The organism is Mycobacterium sp. NGS11 (assembly GCF_059813315.1).
In genome coordinates, this window is record NZ_JCALEJ010000009.1 from 102,301 (window position 1) to 121,907 (window position 19,607).

General features: G+C 66.4%; 20 protein-coding genes. 9 read left to right on the plus strand and 11 right to left on the minus strand.

Annotation, left to right across the window (positions count from 1 at the left end; translation table 11 throughout):
* The first annotated feature begins 57 nt into the window (after positions 1–57).
* Positions 58–633, plus strand: coding sequence for a TetR/AcrR family transcriptional regulator (locus AC5Y4T_RS13500; protein ID WP_499947715.1), 576 nt, complete (start codon positions 58–60; stop codon positions 631–633).
* Here AC5Y4T_RS13500 and AC5Y4T_RS13505 read toward each other — a convergent pair.
* The 5 genes from AC5Y4T_RS13505 to AC5Y4T_RS13525 are packed head-to-tail and all read right to left on the minus strand — an operon-like array spanning position 627 to position 6,982.
* Positions 627–2,993 carry a glycoside hydrolase family 65 protein gene (locus AC5Y4T_RS13505; protein ID WP_499953627.1) on the minus strand — a complete coding sequence of 789 codons (2,367 nt, stop codon included), beginning with the start codon at positions 2,991–2,993 and terminating at the stop codon, positions 627–629. The genes AC5Y4T_RS13500 and AC5Y4T_RS13505 overlap by 7 nt on opposite strands.
* Positions 2,990–3,796, minus strand: a complete 807-nt coding sequence (locus AC5Y4T_RS13510; RefSeq protein WP_499947712.1) for a beta-phosphoglucomutase family hydrolase — start codon at positions 3,794–3,796, stop codon at positions 2,990–2,992. The genes AC5Y4T_RS13505 and AC5Y4T_RS13510 overlap by 4 nt, the downstream gene beginning before the upstream one ends.
* A gap of 23 nt (positions 3,797–3,819) precedes the next feature.
* On the minus strand, positions 3,820–4,632 hold the full coding sequence (locus AC5Y4T_RS13515) for a class I SAM-dependent methyltransferase (RefSeq protein WP_499953630.1): 813 nt from the start codon (positions 4,630–4,632) through the stop codon (positions 3,820–3,822).
* Positions 4,629–5,453, minus strand: coding sequence for a methyltransferase domain-containing protein (locus AC5Y4T_RS13520; RefSeq protein WP_499953633.1), 825 nt, complete (start codon positions 5,451–5,453; stop codon positions 4,629–4,631). The genes AC5Y4T_RS13515 and AC5Y4T_RS13520 overlap by 4 nt, the downstream gene beginning before the upstream one ends.
* Complete coding sequence (locus AC5Y4T_RS13525) at positions 5,450–6,982, minus strand: MFS transporter (RefSeq protein WP_499953636.1); 1,533 nt, start codon at positions 6,980–6,982, stop codon at positions 5,450–5,452. The genes AC5Y4T_RS13520 and AC5Y4T_RS13525 overlap by 4 nt, the downstream gene beginning before the upstream one ends.
* A gap of 80 nt (positions 6,983–7,062) precedes the next feature.
* Between AC5Y4T_RS13525 and AC5Y4T_RS13530 the strand changes: the two genes are divergently transcribed.
* On the plus strand, positions 7,063–7,704 hold the full coding sequence (locus tag AC5Y4T_RS13530) for a winged helix-turn-helix transcriptional regulator (protein WP_499920548.1): 642 nt from the start codon (positions 7,063–7,065) through the stop codon (positions 7,702–7,704).
* A 25-nt stretch (positions 7,705–7,729) separates the two neighbouring features.
* Here the strand turns inward: AC5Y4T_RS13530 and AC5Y4T_RS13535 are convergent, their stop codons facing one another.
* Positions 7,730–8,041 carry a winged helix-turn-helix transcriptional regulator gene (locus tag AC5Y4T_RS13535; RefSeq protein WP_499953639.1) on the minus strand — a complete coding sequence of 104 codons (312 nt, stop codon included), beginning with the start codon at positions 8,039–8,041 and terminating at the stop codon, positions 7,730–7,732.
* 76 nt (positions 8,042–8,117) lie between these two features.
* Between AC5Y4T_RS13535 and AC5Y4T_RS13540 the strand changes: the two genes are divergently transcribed.
* The gene (locus tag AC5Y4T_RS13540) at positions 8,118–8,696 is read left to right on the plus strand and encodes a carboxymuconolactone decarboxylase family protein (protein WP_499953642.1); all 579 of its coding nucleotides are present in this window, start codon (positions 8,118–8,120) and stop codon (positions 8,694–8,696) included.
* A 5-nt stretch (positions 8,697–8,701) separates the two neighbouring features.
* Here AC5Y4T_RS13540 and AC5Y4T_RS13545 read toward each other — a convergent pair whose 3' ends face one another.
* Genes AC5Y4T_RS13545 through AC5Y4T_RS13555 form a run of 3 tightly spaced genes read right to left on the minus strand, consistent with a single transcriptional unit; the run spans position 8,702 to position 10,946 of the window.
* A complete protein-coding gene (locus tag AC5Y4T_RS13545) occupies positions 8,702–9,304 on the minus strand; it encodes a TetR/AcrR family transcriptional regulator (protein WP_499953644.1) in 603 nt (200 codons plus the stop codon).
* A 12-nt stretch (positions 9,305–9,316) separates the two neighbouring features.
* Positions 9,317–10,153 carry an SDR family NAD(P)-dependent oxidoreductase gene (locus AC5Y4T_RS13550; RefSeq protein WP_499953647.1) on the minus strand — a complete coding sequence of 279 codons (837 nt, stop codon included), beginning with the start codon at positions 10,151–10,153 and terminating at the stop codon, positions 9,317–9,319.
* Positions 10,146–10,946: an SDR family NAD(P)-dependent oxidoreductase gene (locus AC5Y4T_RS13555; protein ID WP_499953650.1), complete on the minus strand. Its 801-nt coding sequence runs from the start codon at positions 10,944–10,946 to the stop codon at positions 10,146–10,148. Before AC5Y4T_RS13555 ends, AC5Y4T_RS13550 begins: the two co-directional genes overlap by 8 nt.
* Before the next feature lie 220 nt (positions 10,947–11,166).
* Here AC5Y4T_RS13555 and AC5Y4T_RS13560 point away from each other — a divergent pair, with 220 nt between their 5' ends.
* From AC5Y4T_RS13560 to guaA, 4 genes are read left to right on the plus strand one after another with little or no spacing between them, the layout of a single operon-like run.
* Positions 11,167–11,589 carry an MmpS family transport accessory protein gene (locus tag AC5Y4T_RS13560; RefSeq protein WP_499953765.1) on the plus strand — a complete coding sequence of 141 codons (423 nt, stop codon included), beginning with the start codon at positions 11,167–11,169 and terminating at the stop codon, positions 11,587–11,589.
* Complete coding sequence (locus tag AC5Y4T_RS13565; RefSeq protein ID WP_499953654.1) at positions 11,586–14,426, plus strand: MMPL/RND family transporter; 2,841 nt, start codon at positions 11,586–11,588, stop codon at positions 14,424–14,426. The genes AC5Y4T_RS13560 and AC5Y4T_RS13565 overlap by 4 nt, the downstream gene beginning before the upstream one ends.
* A complete protein-coding gene (locus AC5Y4T_RS13570; protein ID WP_499953658.1) occupies positions 14,423–14,800 on the plus strand; it encodes an SRPBCC family protein in 378 nt (125 codons plus the stop codon). The genes AC5Y4T_RS13565 and AC5Y4T_RS13570 overlap by 4 nt, the downstream gene beginning before the upstream one ends.
* A gap of 10 nt (positions 14,801–14,810) precedes the next feature.
* The gene (guaA, locus tag AC5Y4T_RS13575; protein WP_499953662.1) at positions 14,811–16,394 is read left to right on the plus strand and encodes a glutamine-hydrolyzing GMP synthase; all 1,584 of its coding nucleotides are present in this window, start codon (positions 14,811–14,813) and stop codon (positions 16,392–16,394) included.
* Between the two features lie 6 nt (positions 16,395–16,400).
* On the opposite strand, the gene AC5Y4T_RS13580 is transcribed toward guaA, so the two are convergent.
* The gene (locus tag AC5Y4T_RS13580; protein ID WP_499953666.1) at positions 16,401–16,964 is read right to left on the minus strand and encodes a carboxymuconolactone decarboxylase family protein; all 564 of its coding nucleotides are present in this window, start codon (positions 16,962–16,964) and stop codon (positions 16,401–16,403) included.
* 20 nt (positions 16,965–16,984) lie between these two features.
* Positions 16,985–17,791: an SDR family NAD(P)-dependent oxidoreductase gene (locus AC5Y4T_RS13585; protein WP_499953670.1), complete on the minus strand. Its 807-nt coding sequence runs from the start codon at positions 17,789–17,791 to the stop codon at positions 16,985–16,987.
* 79 nt (positions 17,792–17,870) lie between these two features.
* On the opposite strand from AC5Y4T_RS13585, the gene AC5Y4T_RS13590 reads away from it, so the two are divergent.
* Both AC5Y4T_RS13590 and AC5Y4T_RS13595 read left to right on the plus strand, forming a co-directional pair.
* Positions 17,871–18,875 (plus strand): NAD-dependent epimerase/dehydratase family protein, encoded by a 1,005-nt coding sequence (locus AC5Y4T_RS13590; RefSeq protein WP_499920542.1) that lies wholly within the window; start codon positions 17,871–17,873, stop codon positions 18,873–18,875.
* Positions 18,876–18,889: 14 nt separating this feature from the next.
* Positions 18,890–19,456, plus strand: a complete 567-nt coding sequence (locus tag AC5Y4T_RS13595) for a TetR/AcrR family transcriptional regulator (RefSeq protein ID WP_499953675.1) — start codon at positions 18,890–18,892, stop codon at positions 19,454–19,456.
* The last annotated feature ends 151 nt before the right edge of the window (positions 19,457–19,607 follow it).

Below are 19,607 nucleotides of genomic sequence, written 5' to 3' on the forward strand. Positions count from 1 at the left end.
TCGTCCTTGAAATCAAAAGGGGTGTAGTCAGATGACTACATTTGGTAGTGTAGTCAGATGACTACAACTTCCGCAACGGGTCGCGGAAAAGCGCCCACCGGGCGCGCGGAAGTTGCCGCGGCGATCCTGGAGGCCGCCACCGATCTGTTCGCCGAGCGCGGTCCGGCCGCGACGTCCATCCGCGACATCGCCGCGCGATCCAACGTCAACCACGGATTGGTGTTTCGCCACTTCGGCACCAAGGAGCGACTGGTCGGTGCCGTGCTCGATCATCTGGGCGCCAACCTGAGCACCCTGCTGGAAACCGATGCGCCCGCGGGCGTGCTGGAGAGTTCCCTGGACCGGCAGATGCGGGTGATGGCCCGCACCGTCCTGGACGGCTATCCGGCGGGCCAGCTACAGAAACGTTTTCCCAACATCGCGACGCTGCTCGACGGAGTGCGGCCGCAGTACGACGACGAGGTCACGGCCCGGCTCGCGGTCGCCAATGCCCTTGCGCTGCAATTCGGTTGGCGGTTGTTCGCCCCAATCCTGCGCTCGGCCACCGGGATCGAAGACCTGACGGATGCCGAACTACGCCACGCGGTCGGCGCCGAGGTGCAACGGATTCTCGAGCCCGCCGACCCTCAGTGACGCCGCGAAAGCGCCCGCCGGTGCATGGGCTCGCGGCCGGGCGGCTGTTGGGGCGCCGGCAGCAGTGGCTTGCGGGGGCAGATCTCGACTGTCGTCGCGGATTCGGTGCTCAGCTCGAGCTCTTCGCCGGCGTGCCGGATGGTCAGCTCGCCGCCGGGGCCGTCGCGCAGCGTGTAGGTGACGTCGTCGTGGTTGACGTCGACGGTGACCCGGAAGTCGTGCCACCGCAGCCGGAACCGTAGCCGCGAAATGCCGTCGGGCAGTTGGGGATCCAGCGACAGGATGCCCTCGTCGTCGCGCAGGCCGCCGAAGCCGGCCACCAGCGCCGTCCAGGCACCGGCCAGCGAGGCCATGTGCAGGCCGTCGCGGGTGTTGTGGTGCAGGTCCCGCAGGTCGATCAGCGCGGCCTCGTACGCGTAGTCGTGCGCGAGGTCCAAATGCCCGACCTCGGCACACATCACCGCTTGGGTGCACGCCGACAGCGACGAGTCACGCACCATGCGCGGCTCGTAATAGTCGACGTTGCGGGCCTTCTGCTCGGGCGTGAAGGCGTGGCTCTGCCAATGCATCGCCAGCACCAGGTCGGCTTGCTTGATCACCTGCGCCGGATACAACCGCACGTATGCCTCGTGCAAGAGCAGCGGGTAGGTGGTGTTGCGTTCGAAGTCCCATTCGGCGAAGGTGGTGAAGCCCTCGCACTGCTGATGAACGCCCAGCCCGGAGTCGTAGGGAATGTTGGCGGCCTCGGCGGCATCGCGCCAGGACGCCGTCTCCTCGGTGGTGACTCCCAACGCCTTGGCCACATCGGGGTGGCGGTTGCAGGCCTCGGCGGCGACGCGCAGATTGTGCGCGGCCATCAGGTTGGTGAAGGCGTTGTCGCGCACGACCGCCGTGTACTCGTCGGGGCCCGTGACACCGTCGAGGTGCCAGACGCCGTGCCGGTCGTGGTGGCCGAGGGTCATCCAGAGCCGGGCGGTCTCGACCAGCACCTGCAGGCCGCACTCGGCCTCCAGATCGTGGTCCCCGGTGACGACGCGGTAGCGCTCGAAGGCCATGGCGATGTCGGCATTGATATGCCAGGCCGCCGTGCCGGCCGGCCAGTAGGCCGAGCACTCCTGCCCGCGGATGGTCCGCCACGGGAAGGCGGCGCCCTCCAGCCCCAGCTCGGCTGCCCGCTCATGGGCCAAGTCCAGGGTGGAGGCGCGCCAGCGCAGCGCATCGGCCACCGTGTGCGGCGCGGTGTAGGTGAGCACCGGCAGCACATAACCCTCGGTGTCCCAGAAGGCGTGGCCGTCATAACCGGTTCCGGTGAGCCCCTTGGCGGCGATCGCGCGCCGTTCGGCCCGGGCGCTGGCCTGTAGCAGGTGGAACAAGCCGAATCGCACGGCCTGCTGGGATTCGGAGTCGCCCTCGACCTCGACGTCGGCGCAATCCCAGAAATCGTCGAGATACTTGCGTTGCGCGTCCAGCAGCCCCTGCCAGCCGGTATAACGACCGCTGTGCAGCGCGGCGGCGACCTGGTCACGCAGTGCCGGACGCGAACGCATGCTCGACCAGCCGTACGCGATGTATTTGACGATGCGTAGCCTCTGTCCCTCGCGCAGACCACAGATGACGGTGGTTCGCGCCAGGTCGGCGCGCGCGTCGGTGCCGACCTCGACGCGGCCTTCGACGTCGACCTCGTGATCCATGCCGGCGGCCATCATCAGCGCGCTGGCGCGCGTGCGGTGCATGAGAACCGCTCCGGTGTCGGTGTTTTCGTGGGCGACCTCTTCGAGCGGGTTCTCCAGGATGGCGGAAACCCGGGGGTCACCGGATGTCTGCGGCTGGTCCTCGTTGGTGACCAGCTCGGATTGCACCGTCACCCGCACGAACTGGTCGACCGCCTCCACGCAGTACTCGATGGCGGCAAGGCCCCGCTGGGCCAGGGACACCAGCCGGGTCGATACCACCTTGACCTCTTTGCCCGCGGGTGAGCGCCAGTGCGCCGTGCGGGTCAGCGTTCCGGCACGCAGGTCCAGATCCCGCTCGTGGGACAGCAGTTCGCCGTAGCGGACGTCGAACGGCTCGTCCTCGACCAGCAGCCGAATGATCTTGCCGTTGGTGACGTCGACAAGCGTCTGCCCGGCTTCGGGGTAGCCGTATCCGGCCTCGGCGTAGGGCAGCGGCCGGATCTCGTAGAACGAGTTCAGGTAGGTGCCCGGCAGGCCGTACGGCTCACCCTCGTCGAGGTTGCCGCGCAGCCCGATGTGCCCGTTGGACAGGGTGAACAGGGATTCGGAATTCGCCAGCAGGTTGAGGTCGAGCTGGGTTTCGCGGACATGCCATGGGTCAACGGGAAACGATTCGTCGGTGATCATGATTGCAGCAACTCGGCGAGGTCGGTGACCACCACATCGGCGCCGTTGCGGCGTAAGTCCTCGGCCTGGCCCACCCGGTCGACACCTACCACGAACCCGAAGTTACCGGCCCGGCCGGCTTCCACCCCCGACAAGGCATCCTCGAACACCGCCGCGGCGCCGGCGGGGACGTCAAGCAGCTGCGCCCCCCGCAGGTAGGAGTCGGGGGCCGGCTTGCCGGCGATGTGTTCGTCGCGCAGGGTGACGCCGTCCACCCGCTGCTGCACGAACCGGTCCAGGCCGGTGATCTCGAGGACGTCGCGGGTGTTGGCGCTCGACGACACCACGGCGATCCCCAGCCCGGCGGCCGACACCGCCTCGAGGTAGCGGCGGGACCCGTCGAACACCTTGACGCCGTCCTCCTTCAGCACCTTCTGGAACATGTCGTTCTTGCGGTTGCCCAGGCCATAAATGGTCTCGGCGTCGTCGGGATCGTCGGGGCTGCCGTCGGGCAGGTGGATGTCGCGGCTTTCCAGGAATGAGCGGACGCCGTCCTCGCGCTTCTTGCCGTCGACGTATTCGCGGTAGTCGGCGGCCTCGTCGAAGGGAACGAACTCGTCGCCGGTGCGCTCGGCCCGGTCGGACAGGTAGGCGTCGAACATGGCCTTCCAGGCCTTGGTGTGCACACTGGCCGTGTCGGTGAGCACGCCGTCGAGGTCGAACAGGCAGGCACGCACCTTCTCCGGCAGACCCAGCGCTGAACTCACCGGCGGTCCTCGCTTCCTGGTCTTGGTGACTGGTTTAACCGATACCCACTTCACCATGCCCGCTATGCGTGTCGCCAGATCTAGGTTCCGATTGCCGTGGCGACGCCCTGGATCGCGCGAAGCCTCCCGTCGGCCAGCGCCGCGGTGAGGTTACGGGCTTTGCGATCGAAGTCGGTGACGAACGCGTGCAGGCCCAGTGGTTGGGGAGGCTGAGCCAGCAGCGCCTGCATGAGCGAGCTCGCGGTGGCGGTGAGGTCGTTCCAGTGCTCGACCGCGAATCCGGCCGAGGTGATCACGGTGCGCAGCTCGTCGGGGGTGACGAGGTGGCTGTTGGCGGTAGCGTCGGCCCAGGGTAACGGGAAGTCGAGCGCGCGGCGATCGCCAATCGTCAAATCCCACAGGGCAAGCCGGCCTCCGGGCGCGAGCACCCGGCGGGCCTCGCTGTACAGGAGCGCCTTATCGGCCACGTTCATCTGAACGTGCTGGCTGACGACGACGTCGAAGGAGCCGTCGGGAAACGGCAATGCGGTGACGTCGCCCTGCGCAACGGTGATCGAATCATCCAGCCCGACAAGTCGATTCAGCCAGCGGTGGGTGTCGCAATATTCGGCGGTGAGATCCACCGCGGTGACAGCGCAGCCGAAGCTGCCGACGAGGTAGCGCGCGGTGCCGCCGATCCCGCTGCCCGCGTCGAGAACCCGGTTCGGCGCAGCGATTCCCGACACCTCCACCAACTGGGCGGTGGCGAAGCGGCCCATCGTGTGAAAGTCCTCCAGCGGCGCCAGGTCCGCGGGCGTGAGACGATCGAGATCCTTGCCGGCGTCGATCAAAGCCCGCTCGATGCAGCGCCGCGAAAGTCCGGTCGAGTACTGGTTTTCGATGATGCCCGTCATTTCGGCACCTGCGCCCATGCGGTGATCATCGGGGCCATCGTGATCAGGGCGTCGGCCTCAAGCGCCAGCTGACGGAATTGCTCGACGAAAGTGTCGATGTCGGTATCGACGGAGAAACCGCGCTGCTCGGCGACGGGGGACACCAGGCGCCAGACTTCGGCGGCGTACGCCAACACATCGGTGTCGGCGGCCGTGCCGGTCGGCGCGCCCTGGATGAGGTGCGGGGCGCCCAGGCCCGCGTCGGCGAAGACGCGGTGCAGTGTGGTACCGAACGCGGCGCTGAGCCCCATGGCCTCGAAGGCGCGAACAATCGCCGCCACGACCTGCCCGAACAGCGGGATGTCCGGGGTGGTGTGCGTGGCCGTGATGTCGTTCTCCGAGAACGCGACGATCCCACCGGGGCGCACGAAGGAACTGAGACGCCGCGGCGTCGCGGCCGGGTTGGGCAGATGCATCAAGATCAACCGGCCGATCACCGCGTCCACCGGTTCGTCCACCGATACCTCGTCGACCGCGTCCAGGATGAAGTGCACTGTGGGCAAAGACTTTTCGTCTGCACGGGCGCGGGCGAGCTCGACCATCGCCGGCGCGGCGTCCACGCCAAGAACGGTCCCCGTCGGACCGACCAGCCGCGCGGCGACAAACGACACGTCGCCAGGCCCGGACCCGATATCGAGCACCCGCATGCCCGGCCGCAGCCCGGCGAGGCGCAGCGCATGCTTCGTGTAATGGTCGTACAGCCGTCCTTGCAGGAGGAGCCGCTGCACCTCCGCGTCGGCGTGGCCCAAGACGTAGGTGCTGCCTTGTGGTGCGGTGCTCATCGCGTTCCCGTCCTTTCCTGTTGACGCGCCGGTTCCCTGGCCGGGAGAAGCCAGCCGACGACGATTGCCGCGCCCAGCGCGATGCCCGCGCACACCAGCGAGCTCACCCGCATCCCGTCCAGAAACGCGCGATCGACGGCGACGCGCACCTGGGCGGCCTGCTGCACGGGGAGGCGCTGAATCACCGTGTGCGCCAGAGCCATCGAGTGGCGCATAGCATCGGCGGGCAATCCCGTCAGCGCGGAAGCGCCGAGGTGTCCCGAGTACACCGATGCGAAGATGCTGCCCGCGACGGCGACGCCGAGGGTGCCGCCCAGTTCGCGTGTCGTGTCGTTGACTGCCGAACCCACGCCGGCCTTGTCCACCGGCAGCGATCCCATGATGGCCTCCGTGGCCGGCGAGAAGGTCAGGCCGAGGCCGCCACCGAGTAGCAACATCTGTGTGGCGATCTGGATGTACGGTGTGGCGGCGTCTGCGGTCGACGCCCAGGCCAGGCCGGCGGCGAACACGGCGAGACCGGCGGCGACGACGGCGGTGGTGCCGACGAGTTCGACCAGCCGGGGCCCCAGGATGCTGGCCAGCGCGATCGAGGCGGCGACCGGAAGCAGGCGCACGCCGGCCTGAAACGCGGTGTAGTCCTTGATGAATTGGAAGTACTGCGTGATGACGAAGATGAAGCCGAACAGGGTGAGAAATCCGGCGGTCACCGCCAGGCTGCCGCCGGAGAACCTGCGGTTGAAGAAGACCGAGACGTCGAGCATCGGATGGGTGCTGCGCCGTTCCCAGCGCGCGAACGCCGCGAGAAGTGTTGCTGCGAGGGCGAATCCGGCACCGGTGCGCCCGTCGGTCCATCCCCAGGTGGGTGCCTCGATGACCGTGTAGACCAGCGTCGTGACTCCGGTCGCGGACAGGATGAGGCCGGGGACGTCGACACGGGGCGCCGCGGGGTCGCGCGAGGTGGGAACGAACAGCCTGGCGCCGATGATGGCCAGAGCCGCGATCGGGATGTTCACCATGAATATCGAGCCCCACCAGAAGTGTTCGAGCAGCCATCCGCCGCTGATCGGCCCGACGGCGACTCCGACGCCGACCATGGCCGCCCACACGCCGATCGCCTTGGCGCGTGGTATCGGATCGGTGAAGATGTTGGTGATCAGGCCCAGCGTGGTCGGGAAGATCACCGCTGCGCCCACGCCCATGGCCGCGCGCGCAGCGATCAACGCGTCCGCCGAATTCATTTGTGCGGCAACCGCAGAAGTGGCAGCGAACAGTGCGAGCCCGGTGTTCAGCCAGCCTCGCCTGCCGTAGCGGTCGGACAGGCTGCCCACTGAGAGCAGCAGCCCGGACATCACCAGGGTGTACGCGTCGACGATCCATTGCAGTTGCGCGGTGTCGGCGCCGAGTTCACGCGACAACGTGGGCAGTGCGACGTTGACGATGGTGGCGTCGACGCTGATGACGAAGACGCCGAGGCAGATGAAGGCGAGCGCGGCAATGGGGTGCTCGCGGAACGTGGGGTCGGAACGCATGGACAAGACAGTAAATCCGATAGACAAATAAATCAAGTAACAAGTTGAAAAAGATGTCTAACTCCAGGTAAAGTGGCCTTGTGGCGTCCCGCAGGAACTACAACCAGAACTGCCCGATCGCGCGCGGCCTCGATGTGCTGGGCGAGCGGTGGACGCTGCTGATCCTGCGCGAGCTGGTCGGCGGAGCCCGTCGCTACGGCGACCTACGGGCCGAACTGCCCGGTATCGCAACGAATCTGCTTGCCGAGCGACTCAAGGAGCTGCAGGATGCCGGGCTCGTCGAGCGGGCCGACCTGCCGGCGCCGATCGGTCGCACGGTCTACACGCTCAGCGACCTGGGTTGGCAGCGGGTGCTGCCGATCCTGCAGGGCCTCGCGTGGTTCGGGGTGGACCACCTGGATCCGATCGGCGGTGCGCCGGTATCACCGCTCAACGGGTTTCTGGCCGGAATACTGCTCGGCTTCAACCCCGATGGCGCAGCGGGCCTGGAGTCGACGTACCGCGTCGAGATCGACGGCCGCCGTTTCGAATTCGCCGTCACGCAGGGTCGCCTCGGTGCCGGCCGCGGCGAACCCGCGGTAACCGTGACGGCCGCGGCGGCGGATCTCGTCACCGCCCGGCTCGGGGCCGACGCCGGCGAACGAAACGCCGCCCTGCGGCGAATCGAGTACGACGGCGACGCGGCTGCCGTCCGCGCGCTGCGCACCGCGTTTGCGCTCTAGCCGAACGCCGGCACCGGCGCGTTGCTCAGGCTGAGGCTGCGCTGCTCTGGCGTCGCGCCCACCGCTGGGCCCACTTGCCCAGAGGCTCGTAGGCCTGCAACAAACTGCGGCCTTCCTCGGAGAGCTGATAGCCGCCCGGCCCATTGCCGAGGATGCCTGCCTCGCGTAGCTCACGCAGCCTGCTGTTGAGTGCGCTGGCCGATACCCCGTTGCAGCGCTGCTGCAATTGCCGAAATGTCAGTTCCTCCGAACGCAACTCCCAAATGACACGCATCGCCCAACGGCGTCCGAGCAAGTCCAGCAGAGCCATGATCGGTTCTTTCGAGCTTTCGGGCACAGCAGCAGCCTAACCGTTGCAGATCCCTTGCGCTCTGATTTTCGCAGCGGTATCGTCATGCTTCGATAATCAGAGCATGCGGAGGTGGGTCATGTTGCGCCGAGCCCGAATTGCTCCGTTGGAGCCTCCCTACGACCCCGAGATCGAGCGGCTTCTCACCAAATGGATGCCGCCCGGTTCCGCCGTGCCACCGTTGGCGTTGTTCCGCACGCTGGCAGTCCATGACGAATTGGCCGCGCGCATGCGCCCGCTCGGCGCCGGCATCCTCGGCAGCCGCATCGTGGCCCCGCAGGCGCGCGAGGTGATGATCGCGCGAACCTGCGCCCTGTGTTGCGCCGAGTACGAATGGGGTGTGCACGCTATCGCATTCGGCAAACCGCTCGGCCTGACCGATGAACAGCTGTATTCCACAGTGCACGGAGGACCTGATGACAAGTGCTGGGATCGTCAACAGCGCAACATCATTCGTCTCGCCGACGAGCTGCACCGCACCAGCACCGTCACCGACCGGCTATTCAACGACCTCAGCACCGACTTCGACGACAAACAAATCCTCGAACTGACCGCCACTGCCGGGTGGTACCACACCATTGCCTACCTCATCGGCGTCGCCGGCGTTGCGCCCGAACCGTGGGCCGCCCAGCTGCCTGAGTGATGACGCTAGTTCACAGCCAGGGCATTGATCCACTTTTCCAGGCGCTTGGCTTCGCGGGCCATCACTTCGGGTTGTGCCAGAGCGTTGGTCAGGACCGCGCTGCCTTGATAGGCGATGACGAGTTGGAGCGCCAAGTCATGTGCGTCGCGTCGGCCCATCGCATCGAATTGTTGCTCGATCCAGTCCAGCAGCGTTTGCATGAGGGGAGCGGTAAGGGAAGGTGATTCGGCTGACTGGTTCGCGAGCTCGGTACAGAGCGTTCCGTACGGACAGCCGTGGCGGGCGATGGTGTCGCGCGAGTCGGCCAGCAGGGCAACGAGTGCCTTGAGCCGCGCCTTGGGGCTACCATGGCGGCGCTGCAAAGCAGCGGTTGCGGATCGCATTTCCTCGGCACGTGCCTCGATGACCGCGGCGACGATGTTGTCTTTCGTCTTGAAGTAGTAGTACATGTTGCCCAGGGGCACCTCGGCGGCCTCGGCGATGTGCGCCAGCGTGGTGCCCGCGATGCCCTGGCGGTAGAAAAGGTCACATGCCGCGGCGATCAGCCGCTCTCGCTTGCCCGCGGGCGTCGGCGAGGGGGCACCGTCGACATCGATTAAGTCAGCCATATCACTCACGGACTATAGACGCACCGCGTCCCTGCTCAGGTTCCACAGCAGCTCCCGATTCTGTCGCGTGTTGTATGCCCTCCTGACTTTCTGCGGCTTGGCGTTTGCAAAGTACTGCCCGGAGATCTGCGTCGCGTCCGGTGCATCGGCGAGGAAGACCGACGTCGCGGCGCCCTGTTCCGGGGACCGAGAAAAGGGCAGTGCCGCATAGGAAATCACACGTAATGCCCCTTGTGCTTCGCGCATCATCGGTGTTCTGACGATCCCGGGGTGCACGGCGTTGGCGGTGATGCGTGTCGGTTCGAGTTGCCGCGCAAGCTCGATGGTGAACAGCAGCACGCACAGTTTGGACGCGGCGTATGCGCCGATGGTCGAGAATCGGTTTTCGCTCTGTAGATTGTCCGGGTCGAACTTGCCGACGCGGTACACGCTCGAGCTCAGGTTGATGACCCTGCCCTGCGGACTCTTGCCCAATTCGCCCAGCAGCAATTGGGTGAGACAGAACTGCGCGAGGTAGTTGACCTGAAACGTCGTCTCGTAGCCGTCCTCGGTGATGACACGTTGCGGCATGATGATGCCGGCGTTGTTGATCAATACGTCCAGCCGCGGGTAGCGCACGCTGAAGGTGTCGGCCAGCCGGTGAAGTTGACTGAGCGATCTCAGGTCCGCGGTGAGGTAGTCGACATCGCTGTTGTTGGTGGCCGCGACGATTTCCGAAGTGACGGTGGCCGCCTTGGCCTCGTTGCGCGCGACCAGCACGACCGAGTGGCCTTTGGCGGCGAGCGCGGTCGCGGTGGCCTTGCCGACTCCGTCGGTAGCTCCGGTGATGAGGCAGATCGGCCTATCCATGGGATGTGACCGCTGTCGGCCGAGACAACATGCGCGACATCATCGATCGGGTCAGCGCCGCGGGTACCAGCGCGGCGGTGACCCGGTTGATTCGACCTGGTATGCAGCGTGCTCGGTTCCGCGCAAGGGCGCGCAGCGCCTCGCGGGCGCAATCGTCCGGCGCCATGGGCGGTATCGGCATTTTGTCAGGATCCAAACCCAGCTCGGCCATGGTCGGGGTGCGCGTCGGTCCCGGGTACACCACGGTCACATGCACTCCATGCTTGGCCAGTTCATCGTGCAGGCCCGCGCCGAGCGTGGCCACGTAGCCCTTGGTCGCGGCAGTATGCGCCATATAGGGCACACCGTGCACCGCTCCCAGTGCGGAGACCAGCACGATGCCCCCGCGACCGCGGCCGGCCAGTCGTTCACCGAAGTGGCGCGTCAGGTCCAGATGCGCGGCGGTGTTGAGCCGCAGAATCGCGCGCTGGGTCTGCAGGTCGGAGTTCAGGAAGGGTCCGGGTAGCGCCGCGCCAGCGTTGGAGACCAGCAGTCCGACGTCAATGACCTTGGTGGCCTCGGCGATTGGGGCCAGCATGTCGGGGTCGGACAGGTCGACGCCCACGGCGCGATATTCGACGCCGTAGTGGTGATTCAGCTCGGCGCCCAAGTCTTGGAGCACGGCCACGCGCCGCGCCACCAGAACCACGTTGATGCCCGCGGCGGCGAGCTGGTCGGCGAACTCGCGGCCGATTCCCGACGACGCACCCGTGACAACCGCCCATGGACCAAACCGATGCGCGTTGATACCCATGTTGTTCAGCCTTTCTGCGGCCGCATCGCCAACGGCAACGGCGCTAATAAGTTAGTTTTACAACTTACTCGGGATCAGTTTTGTCGGCAAGATGCGCGGTGTAGCCATCGAGTCCGTGGGAAAGCGTGCACTTCTGAGCGATTGCGCCGCCGGAGCATCGCGACTATTGTGTTGGTTATCTGACTAACTCTACTAACCGGGAGCGGGGCCAGGGATGGGTGTGGTCAAACGCGCATGGATTCCGCTGCTTGCCGTCGTCCTGGTGGCCACGGCCGGTTTCGCTGTCCACCGGCTGCACGGGGTCTTCGACGGGCAGGGCACACCATCAGCCGCCGCCGGCCGTGCTGATGACATCAAGCCCTTCAACCCCAAGAGGGTGACCCTGGAAGTCACCGGGCCGGCGACCAGCGTGGCCGACATCAACTATCTCGACGTCAACGCTGCGCCGCAGCGAGTTGACGGCATGGCGCTGCCGTGGACTTACAGCGTGACCACGACGGCGCCGGCGGTCAGCGTGAACGTCGTCGCCCAGGGAGACGGCGAGACCATCGGCTGCCGGATCACCGTGAACGGCGAGGTCAAGTCGCAGCGAACGGCGACCGGAATCCACCCCCAGACCTTCTGCCTGGTGAAGTCAGCGTGATTGCCCGCACCATCCGCCGGCTTTCGGTGCCCATCTTGCTTTTCTGGCTGGGATTCGCCGCGGTCACGAATATCGTTGTCCCACAACTGGAGAAGGTCGGAGAAGCGCACGCGGTGTCGATGAGCCCCGACGACGCCCCCGCGGTTCAGGCCATGAAGCGCATCGGCCAGGTGTTCCGGGAATTCGACTCGGACAGCGCCGCCATGGTCGTCCTGGAAGGCCGGGCACCGCTGGGCGACGCGGCACACCAGTTTTACGACGGCCTGATCCGCAAGCTCGCACAGGACCGCAAGCACGTCGAGCACGTCCAAGACTTCTGGGGCGACCCGCTCACCGCGGCCGGCTCTCAGAGCGCCGACGGCAAGGCCGCCTATGTTCAGATCTTCCTCGCCGGTCACCAGGGCGAGACGCTGGCCAACGAATCCGTCGACGCCATCCGGCGCATCGTGTCAAGCGCGCCGCCGCCCCCGGGGCTCAAGGCATACGTCGCCGGTCCCGCCGCCGTGATGACCGATGAGCTCGAATTCGGCGACAAGAGCGCCCGCAAGGTGATGGGTGTGACGGTCGGGGTCATCGTGCTGATGCTGCTGATCGTGTACCGCTCGTTGGTGACCGTCCTGCTGACGCTGCTCATGGTATTCATCGAACTGCCCGCCGTGCAGGGGGTGATCGCGTTTCTCGGAAGCCACGGAATCCTCGGGCTTTCGACCTTTGCGGTCCAGATCCTTCCGATACTCGCCATCGCCGCGGGCACGGACTACGCGATATTCGTCGTGGGGCGCTATCAAGAGGCCAGGCAGGCGGGGGACGATCGGGAAGCCGCCTACTACACCATGTTTCGCGGTAGCGCCCATGTGGTCCTCGGTTCGGGCCTGACCATCGCCGGCGCGATGTTCTGCCTCAGCTTCACCACGCTGCCCTACTTCCAGACCCTCGGCGCGCCGTGCGCGATCGGGATGCTCACGATGGTGGCGGGCGCGCTCACGCTGGGTCCGGCCATCGTCACGCTGGGCAGTCGCTTCGGCCTGCTCGATCCGAAACGGAAAATCAAGACTCGGGGATGGCGGCGGGTGGGCAGCGCCGTCGTCCGGTGGCCCGCGCCGATCCTCGCGGCGACCACCGCGACCGCCCTGGTCGGACTGCTGGCCCTGCCGTGGTTCACGACGAGCTACAACGACCGCAACTACCTGCCCCGAACTACACCGTCGAACATCGGGTACGCCGCCGCCGAACGGCACTTTTCGCCGGCGCGGCTGAACCCCGATCTGCTGTTGGTGCAGACCGATCACGACATGCGCAACCCCGCCGACTTGCTCGTCCTGGACCGGGTGGCCAAGAGCGTCTTTTCGGCCGATGGTGTAGCACGGGTCCAGTCCATCACCAGGCCGTTGGGCGCCCCGATCACTCACTCTTCCATCCCATTCCAGATCGGCATGCAAGCCAACACGCTGACCGAGAACATGAAGTATTTGCACGACCGCATGGCCGACATGCGCGCGATCGGCGACCAGATGGCGGGCGTGATCGACACCATGCAACGCATGCTCGCCCTGCTGCGCGGGCTGGCCGGCACCACCCACGACGTCTCGGCCCAGACGAAGCAGATCGTCGCCGACACGACCGACGTGCGCGACCACATCGCCGATTTCGACGACTTCTTCAGGCCGCTGCGCGGCTACTTCCACTGGGAGCGGCATTGTTTCGAAATCCCCGTCTGCTGGGCGCTGCGGTCCGCGTTCGATGCGCTCGACGGCGTTGACAAGCTCACCGACGACCTGGGCGGCCTCGTCAACGACACCGACAGGCTGGATGCTTTGATGCCGCAACTGATCTCGCTCCTGCCGCCGATCATCGACGCCACGACAACCATGCGCACGATGACGATGACCATGTACAGCACCTTCGCGGGACTGCTGGATCAGATGGATGCCGCACAACAGAACGCCTCGGCGATGGGACAGGCCTTCGACGCGGCCAAGAACGACGATTCCTTCTACCTGCCGCCGGAGGTATTCGACAACCCCGATTTCAAACGCGGCCTGGCGATGTTCCTCTCACCCGACGGCAAGGCCGCCCGGTTCATCGTCACGCACGACGGCGATCCCGCGACGCCCGAAGGCATCTCGCACGTGGACGCGATCAAAAAGGCTGCGCGCCACGCCGTCAAGGGCACCCCGTTGGAAGGGGCGGGCATTTACCTGGGTGGCACGGCCGCGACCTACAAGGACATGAGTGACGCTGCCAAACACGATGTGCTGATCGCGGGCATCGCCGCGGCCTGCTTGATCTTCATCATCATGCTGGTCATCACCGGAAGCGCCATCGCGGCGCTGGTCATCATCGGCACCGTGATGCTGTCGCTCGGCGCCTCGTTCGGATTGTCGGTGCTGGTATGGCAAGACATCGTCGGTATCCGGTTGCACTGGTTGGTCATAGCGATGGCGGTCATCATTCTGTTGGCCGTGGGCTCGGACTACAACCTGCTGCTGGTCTCCCGATTCAAAGAGGAAATCGGCGCCGGCATCAAGACCGGGATCATCCGCGCGATGGGCGGGACCGGCGCGGTGGTGACGTCGGCCGGCCTGGTATTCGCGTTCACCATGTCCTCCTTCGTGTTCAGCGATCTGCAGATCATCGGCCAGTTCGGCACCACCGTCGGCCTCGGCCTGCTCTTCGACACGCTCGTCGTGCGGTCGCTGATGACACCGTCGATCGCCGCCCTGCTCGGGCGCTGGTTCTGGTGGCCCCGGCGAGTGAGCTCGGGCCGCCGGCCCGACGGGCGCCGGCTGCCCGACACCGTTTCGGCCCGGACCACCACCGACAGCGTGCACCGATGACCGTCCACGCTCAAACGCAGACCCTGTCGGAGTCGATACGCATAGCCGCGCCGCCCGAGCAGGTCTGGGACCTGATCACCACCGTCGCCGACATCACGCAGTGGTATGACACCTGGGACGCCGTCGAACATGTGGCCGGCGAGAAACGACTCGAGGTGGGTACGTCTTTTCGACTGGTCCGTCACCGCCGCGGCCGCGACGACACCGCGCTGTGTCGTGTGACCGTGCTGGAACCGCCCATGCGAATGTGCTGGGTGCAGTACTGCGCGTACCGGCCCGCGATGTCGGTCGAATTCCGTCTGTCGCCCGAGACGGCCGCAGCTGTCGGCACCTGGTTGAACCACACCAGAACCTGGACCGAACCGAGCCACTAAGCTGACTGCCGTGGCGAAATCTGCTGATCCCGATGCGCCGGGTGCGCCGGCTCGACCGGTGCTCGTCGTGGACTTCGGCGCGCAGTATGCGCAGCTGATCGCCCGCCGCGTCCGCGAGGCCCGAGTGTTTTCCGAGGTCATCCCGCACACCGCCACGGTCGAGGAGATCAAGGCCCGCGACCCGCTGGCGCTGGTGCTCTCCGGCGGCCCGTCCAGTGTCTACGCCGACGGCGCGCCCCAGCTCGATCCGGCTGTGTTCGATCTCGGGGTGCCGGTGTTCGGCATCTGTTACGGGTTTCAGGCCATGGCGCAGGCGCTGGGTGGGACCGTCGCGCACACCGGCACCAGCGAATACGGGCGTACTGAGCTGAAAGTCCTTGGTGGGGAACTTCATTCGGGGTTACCGAGTTCGCAGCCGGTGTGGATGAGCCATGGCGACGCGGTCACAGCGGCGCCGGACGGGTTCGAGGTGGTGGCCAGCAGCTCCGGCGCAACGGTGGCCGCCTTCGAAAACCGGCAGCGGCGCCTGGCCGGCGTGCAGTACCACCCGGAGGTCATGCACAGCCCGCACGGGCAGCAGGTGCTCAGCCGATTCCTGCACGACTTCGCCGGGCTGGGCGCGCACTGGACGGCCGCCAACATCGCCGAGGCGCTGGTCGAGCAGGTGCGCGCCCAGATCGGGGACGGCCGGGCGATTTGCGGGCTGTCGGGCGGCGTGGATTCCGCGGTGGCCGCCGCGCTGGTGCAGCGCGCCATCGGGGACCGGTTGACGTGTGTCTTCGTCGACCACGGGCTGCTGCGCGCCGGTGAGCGCGCACAGGTGCAACGTGACTTCGTCGCGGCCACCGGCGCCAACCTGGTCACCGTCGATGCGGCCGACACCTTCCTGGATGCGCTCGCTGGAGTGACCAATCCCGAAGGCAAGCGCAAGATCATCGGCCGTCAGTTCATCCGGGCCTTCGAAGGCGCGGTGCGAGACATCGTGGGGGACAACGGTTCCGACGTCGAGTTCCTGGTGCAGGGCACGCTGTATCCCGACGTGGTGGAGTCCGGTGGCGGCAGCGGCACCGCGAACATCAAGAGCCACCACAACGTCGGCGGCCTGCCCGGCGATCTGAAGTTCAAACTCGTCGAGCCGTTGCGGCTGCTGTTCAAGGACGAGGTCCGCGCCGTCGGGCGCGAGCTGGGCCTGCCAGAGGAAATCGTTGCGCGCCAACCGTTCCCGGGGCCCGGCCTGGGAATCCGGGTCGTCGGCGAGGTCACCGCGGCGCGGTTGGACACCCTGCGGCGTGCGGATTCGATCGCGCGCGAGGAGCTGACCGCGGCGGGCCTGGACAGCCTGATCTGGCAGTGCCCGGTGGTGTTGCTGGGCGACGTCCGATCGGTGGGCGTGCAGGGCGACAACCGCACCTACGGGCACCCGATCGTGCTGCGGCCGGTGACCAGTGAGGACGCCATGACCGCCGACTGGACCCGGGTTCCCTACGAGGTGCTGGAGCGCATCTCGACCCGAATCACCAACGAGGTAGCCGAGGTCAACCGCGTGGTGCTGGACATCACCAGTAAGCCACCCGGCACCATCGAGTGGGAGTAGCCGTCCTTACCGACGGGCAGAATCGACCTGGTCGTCCGAGTAGCCGATAACGGGACGCGAATCGCCATACACGTCAAGGGTGTGCAGGAAGCGGTGCAGTCCCATCGTCGAGGCGCACGTGAATCCGAGTTCGACGATCTGCGCCGCGGTGAAGTGTTCTCCCAACCGCCGGTAGAACTCGTCGTCGATCGAGCGGTGATCGCCCGAAAGCCGGTCGAGGAATTCCACGGCGATCTGCTCCTGCGGCGTCAAAGGGTCGTGCTGCGCGGCCAGCAGACACGCAACGTCTTCGTCGGTGATCGAGTCGTGCTTGCGGGACTGGCTGCAGGGTTCGCACTCGCCCAGCTGGGCGCTGCGGATGCGCAACAGCTCCAATATCCTTGCGCCGAGCAGTGTTTCGGCCCCAAGCTGGGCCCTGGCCATGTTGACCTGGTCAAGTTGCGCGCTGCGATACGCGAAAATCTGCAGCGGCACCGGCGTGGCGTAGAGTCCCGCTTCGACTCCTGCCTCGACGATGTGGCGCGAATGCTCGCTGAGCCGATCCATCGGAATGGGTTCGATACGAGGCATGATCGTTCCAGAATCCTTCCTCAGGTCGGTCCCAGGGCGTATGCGCCGGTCTTTGGATCGTGGTACCAGCCGCCGGCGGCGTGGGTCCCGCCGTCGACATGGATCGTCTGTCCCGTGATGTAACTGGACATGTCGGATGCGAGAAAGACTGCGGCGCCGGCCATCTCGTCGACATGGCCGGCGCGCCCCATCGGAACGACGGAACCGAAACGTCCCTCCGAGCCCGAAGGGGCCATCTGCATGATGCCTTCGGTCAGCGTTATGTCGGGGGCCAGAGCGTTCACCCGAATGCGATGTGGTGCGAGTTCGAGAGCCGCGGTCTTGGTGTAGTTGATCACGCCGGCTTTGGCCGCCGCGTATGTCGCGAAACCCGGTGCGGCGCGGACGCCTTCGATCGAGGTGACACTGATGATGCTGCCCGCCAGCTTTCGTTCAACCAGTCCGCGCGCCACCCGTTGGGTGCATAAGTAGACGTGGCGCAGGTTGGATTTGTACAGCGCGTCCCAGCCGTTCTCGGTCGTGTCGAGGATGCCGGACCAGAAGACCCCTCCGGCGTTGTTGACCAGGATGGTGACAGGGCCGAGCTCCGCGGTGGTCCGTGCGAGTGCGGCGTCGACGGCGGCGCTGTCGCGCACGTCGGTAGGGATGCCCAGCGCGCCGATCTCCTCGGCGGCCGCTGCGCACGATTCGGGGTTGCGCTCCCAAATCGCCACCTTCGCGCCGAACGCCACTAACCCCGCGGCGATGCCGCGGCCGATGCCTGCCCCGCCACCGGTGACGACTGCGACGCGGTCGGTCAACAGGATGCTCGCCGGATGGAGCGTCATAGATGGAGCATAGTATTTACAGTTCACGCATTACAAGTTTTACTGTAATTGTTTGATATGTAACGAAGGGGCTCGGACCATGGCCGATACGATCTTCGTCACCGGTGCCACCGGCCAGACCGGCGGCAATGTCTGCGAACAGCTGATCGAGCGCGGCGACCGGGTCCGCGCGCTGGTCCGCAATCCGGACGAGGCCACGGCGCTGGCCGGTATCGGGGTCGAACTGATCGAGGGCGACATCAGCGACGCCGGCGATGTGCTTCGGGCGGCCAAGGGTGCCGAAGCGGCCATCCACTGCGCGGCGCTGCTGGGCGGGGCAAGCCAAGACCTCGACGACTTCAAGGCGGTCAACGTGGTGGGCACCGCCAACGTGCTCGATGCGGCAAAGCGCCACGGCATGCGCCGAGTCGTCGCGCTGAGCACGGCCACCTTTTTGAACCTGAGCACCAACCTCGACTTCGAGGAGGCCCCGGTGCTGGAGAACCCGCCCACCGATCCCTATACCGTCACCAAGCTCGCCGCGTTCCTGGACGCCCACCGACGTGCCGCCGCGGGCGAGGACGTGCTGACCTGCCACCCCGGCGCGATCTTCGGACCCGCGCCCGTCGTCGAGCGTGCCCTGCACCGCACCAGCTTCAACAGGGTGCTGTTGGCCGGTCTGCGCGGAAAGATCAAGCGCTATCTGGCCTTTCCCGTGACATGGGTCGCGGGCAGGGATGTCGCCAAGGGCTCGATCGCCGCGCTGGACCGCGGAATCGCCGGCGAGCGATACCTGTTGGTCGGCCAGTCGCAGGCCACCATCAGCACCGCCGCCGGTATCAATCGCGCCTGTGAGATCGCCGGAATCGATCATCGGGTCGAAGATCTCGACTACCGGTCCGACCCGGAAGCGTTGACGGCAGAGTTCGGGCCCACCTTGATGGCCATCGCCGAGGCGGCGGCCAAGGACGTCCGCAAGCCCAGGTCCAAGGACAACCTGACGGCCCGGCGCCTCGGCTACGACCCGATGTCGTTCGACGACGGGCTGCGCCTGCTGATCCCGTGGCTGCGTGAACTGGGCCGGCTCGATTCGGTGCCCGCCTGAAAGGGGAGGCCGCAGTGCCCACGGCCGAACCGCGCCAATCCTCTTCACCCCAGGCCGATGTCGCCGACCGGATACTCGAGGCCGCGCGGCAGCTCGTGCTCGGCATGGGCGCCCGCAAGCTGTCACTGTCCGACGTTGCGACCCGGGCCGGGGTGTCCCGGCCGACCATTTACCGCTACTTCGCCTCCAAGGACGCCCTGATCGATGCGCTGGGGACCCAGGAGCGCCGGCGCTTCAACACGGCCCTGGACAGGGCGATGGCCGGGGTGACCGGGGTTGCGCGGCTGGAGGCCGCCGTCGACGTCATCGCGACTTTCGTCGAAGATCAGCCGCCAGGGCGGCAGCTCGACCTGGAGCCGGGTTTCGCGTACCAGCAAATGGCCCGGGCGCTGCCGATGATCACCGAAGGGCTGGTGGGCGTCCTGCGCCAGTGCGCGCGCGAGGGTGGCTTCGGTGCCGCGGCGGCCGCCCCTGACCTTGCGGGTGCGATCGCGCGAACCGCCTTGAGCCATTACATATTTCCCGATTCCGATCCGCTGGCGGCCCGTCGGCAGATCCGCGCGGCCGCCGGCTTTGGATGAGGGGCCGGCGGTAGCGCCGAAAAAATTTCTCACCAAAAAAGCACCATCAGCCCCATCAGTATCGATCGCATAACGCTGTCCCTCACGTTGCTTGACGGCTGTCGGAGGGCGAGTGTTTACTTCGAACATACTTTCGAATTGGGATTAGGGG

What these genes read in the sequence shown, in the direction of transcription:
- AC5Y4T_RS13505 (WP_499953627.1), bottom strand. Translation starts at nt 2,993, where the DNA reads ATGATCACCGACGAATCGTTTCCCGTTGACCCATGGCATGTCCGCGAA.
- AC5Y4T_RS13545 (WP_499953644.1), bottom strand. Translation starts at nt 9,304, where the DNA reads ATGGCTGACTTAATCGATGTCGACGGTGCCCCCTCGCCGACGCCCGCG.
- AC5Y4T_RS13585 (WP_499953670.1), bottom strand. Translation starts at nt 17,791, where the DNA reads ATGACGCTCCATCCGGCGAGCATCCTGTTGACCGACCGCGTCGCAGTC.
- AC5Y4T_RS13555 (WP_499953650.1), bottom strand. Translation starts at nt 10,946, where the DNA reads ATGGGTATCAACGCGCATCGGTTTGGTCCATGGGCGGTTGTCACGGGT.
- AC5Y4T_RS13520 (WP_499953633.1), bottom strand. Translation starts at nt 5,453, where the DNA reads ATGAGCACCGCACCACAAGGCAGCACCTACGTCTTGGGCCACGCCGAC.
- AC5Y4T_RS13570 (WP_499953658.1), top strand. Translation starts at nt 14,423, where the DNA reads ATGACCGTCCACGCTCAAACGCAGACCCTGTCGGAGTCGATACGCATA.
- AC5Y4T_RS13510 (WP_499947712.1), bottom strand. Translation starts at nt 3,796, where the DNA reads ATGGTGAAGTGGGTATCGGTTAAACCAGTCACCAAGACCAGGAAGCGA.
- AC5Y4T_RS13515 (WP_499953630.1), bottom strand. Translation starts at nt 4,632, where the DNA reads ATGACGGGCATCATCGAAAACCAGTACTCGACCGGACTTTCGCGGCGC.
- AC5Y4T_RS13525 (WP_499953636.1), bottom strand. Translation starts at nt 6,982, where the DNA reads ATGCGTTCCGACCCCACGTTCCGCGAGCACCCCATTGCCGCGCTCGCC.
- AC5Y4T_RS13580 (WP_499953666.1), bottom strand. Translation starts at nt 16,964, where the DNA reads ATGCCTCGTATCGAACCCATTCCGATGGATCGGCTCAGCGAGCATTCG.
- AC5Y4T_RS13590 (WP_499920542.1), top strand. Translation starts at nt 17,871, where the DNA reads ATGGCCGATACGATCTTCGTCACCGGTGCCACCGGCCAGACCGGCGGC.
- AC5Y4T_RS13550 (WP_499953647.1), bottom strand. Translation starts at nt 10,153, where the DNA reads ATGGATAGGCCGATCTGCCTCATCACCGGAGCTACCGACGGAGTCGGC.
- AC5Y4T_RS13500 (WP_499947715.1), top strand. Translation starts at nt 58, where the DNA reads ATGACTACAACTTCCGCAACGGGTCGCGGAAAAGCGCCCACCGGGCGC.
- AC5Y4T_RS13540 (WP_499953642.1), top strand. Translation starts at nt 8,118, where the DNA reads ATGCGGAGGTGGGTCATGTTGCGCCGAGCCCGAATTGCTCCGTTGGAG.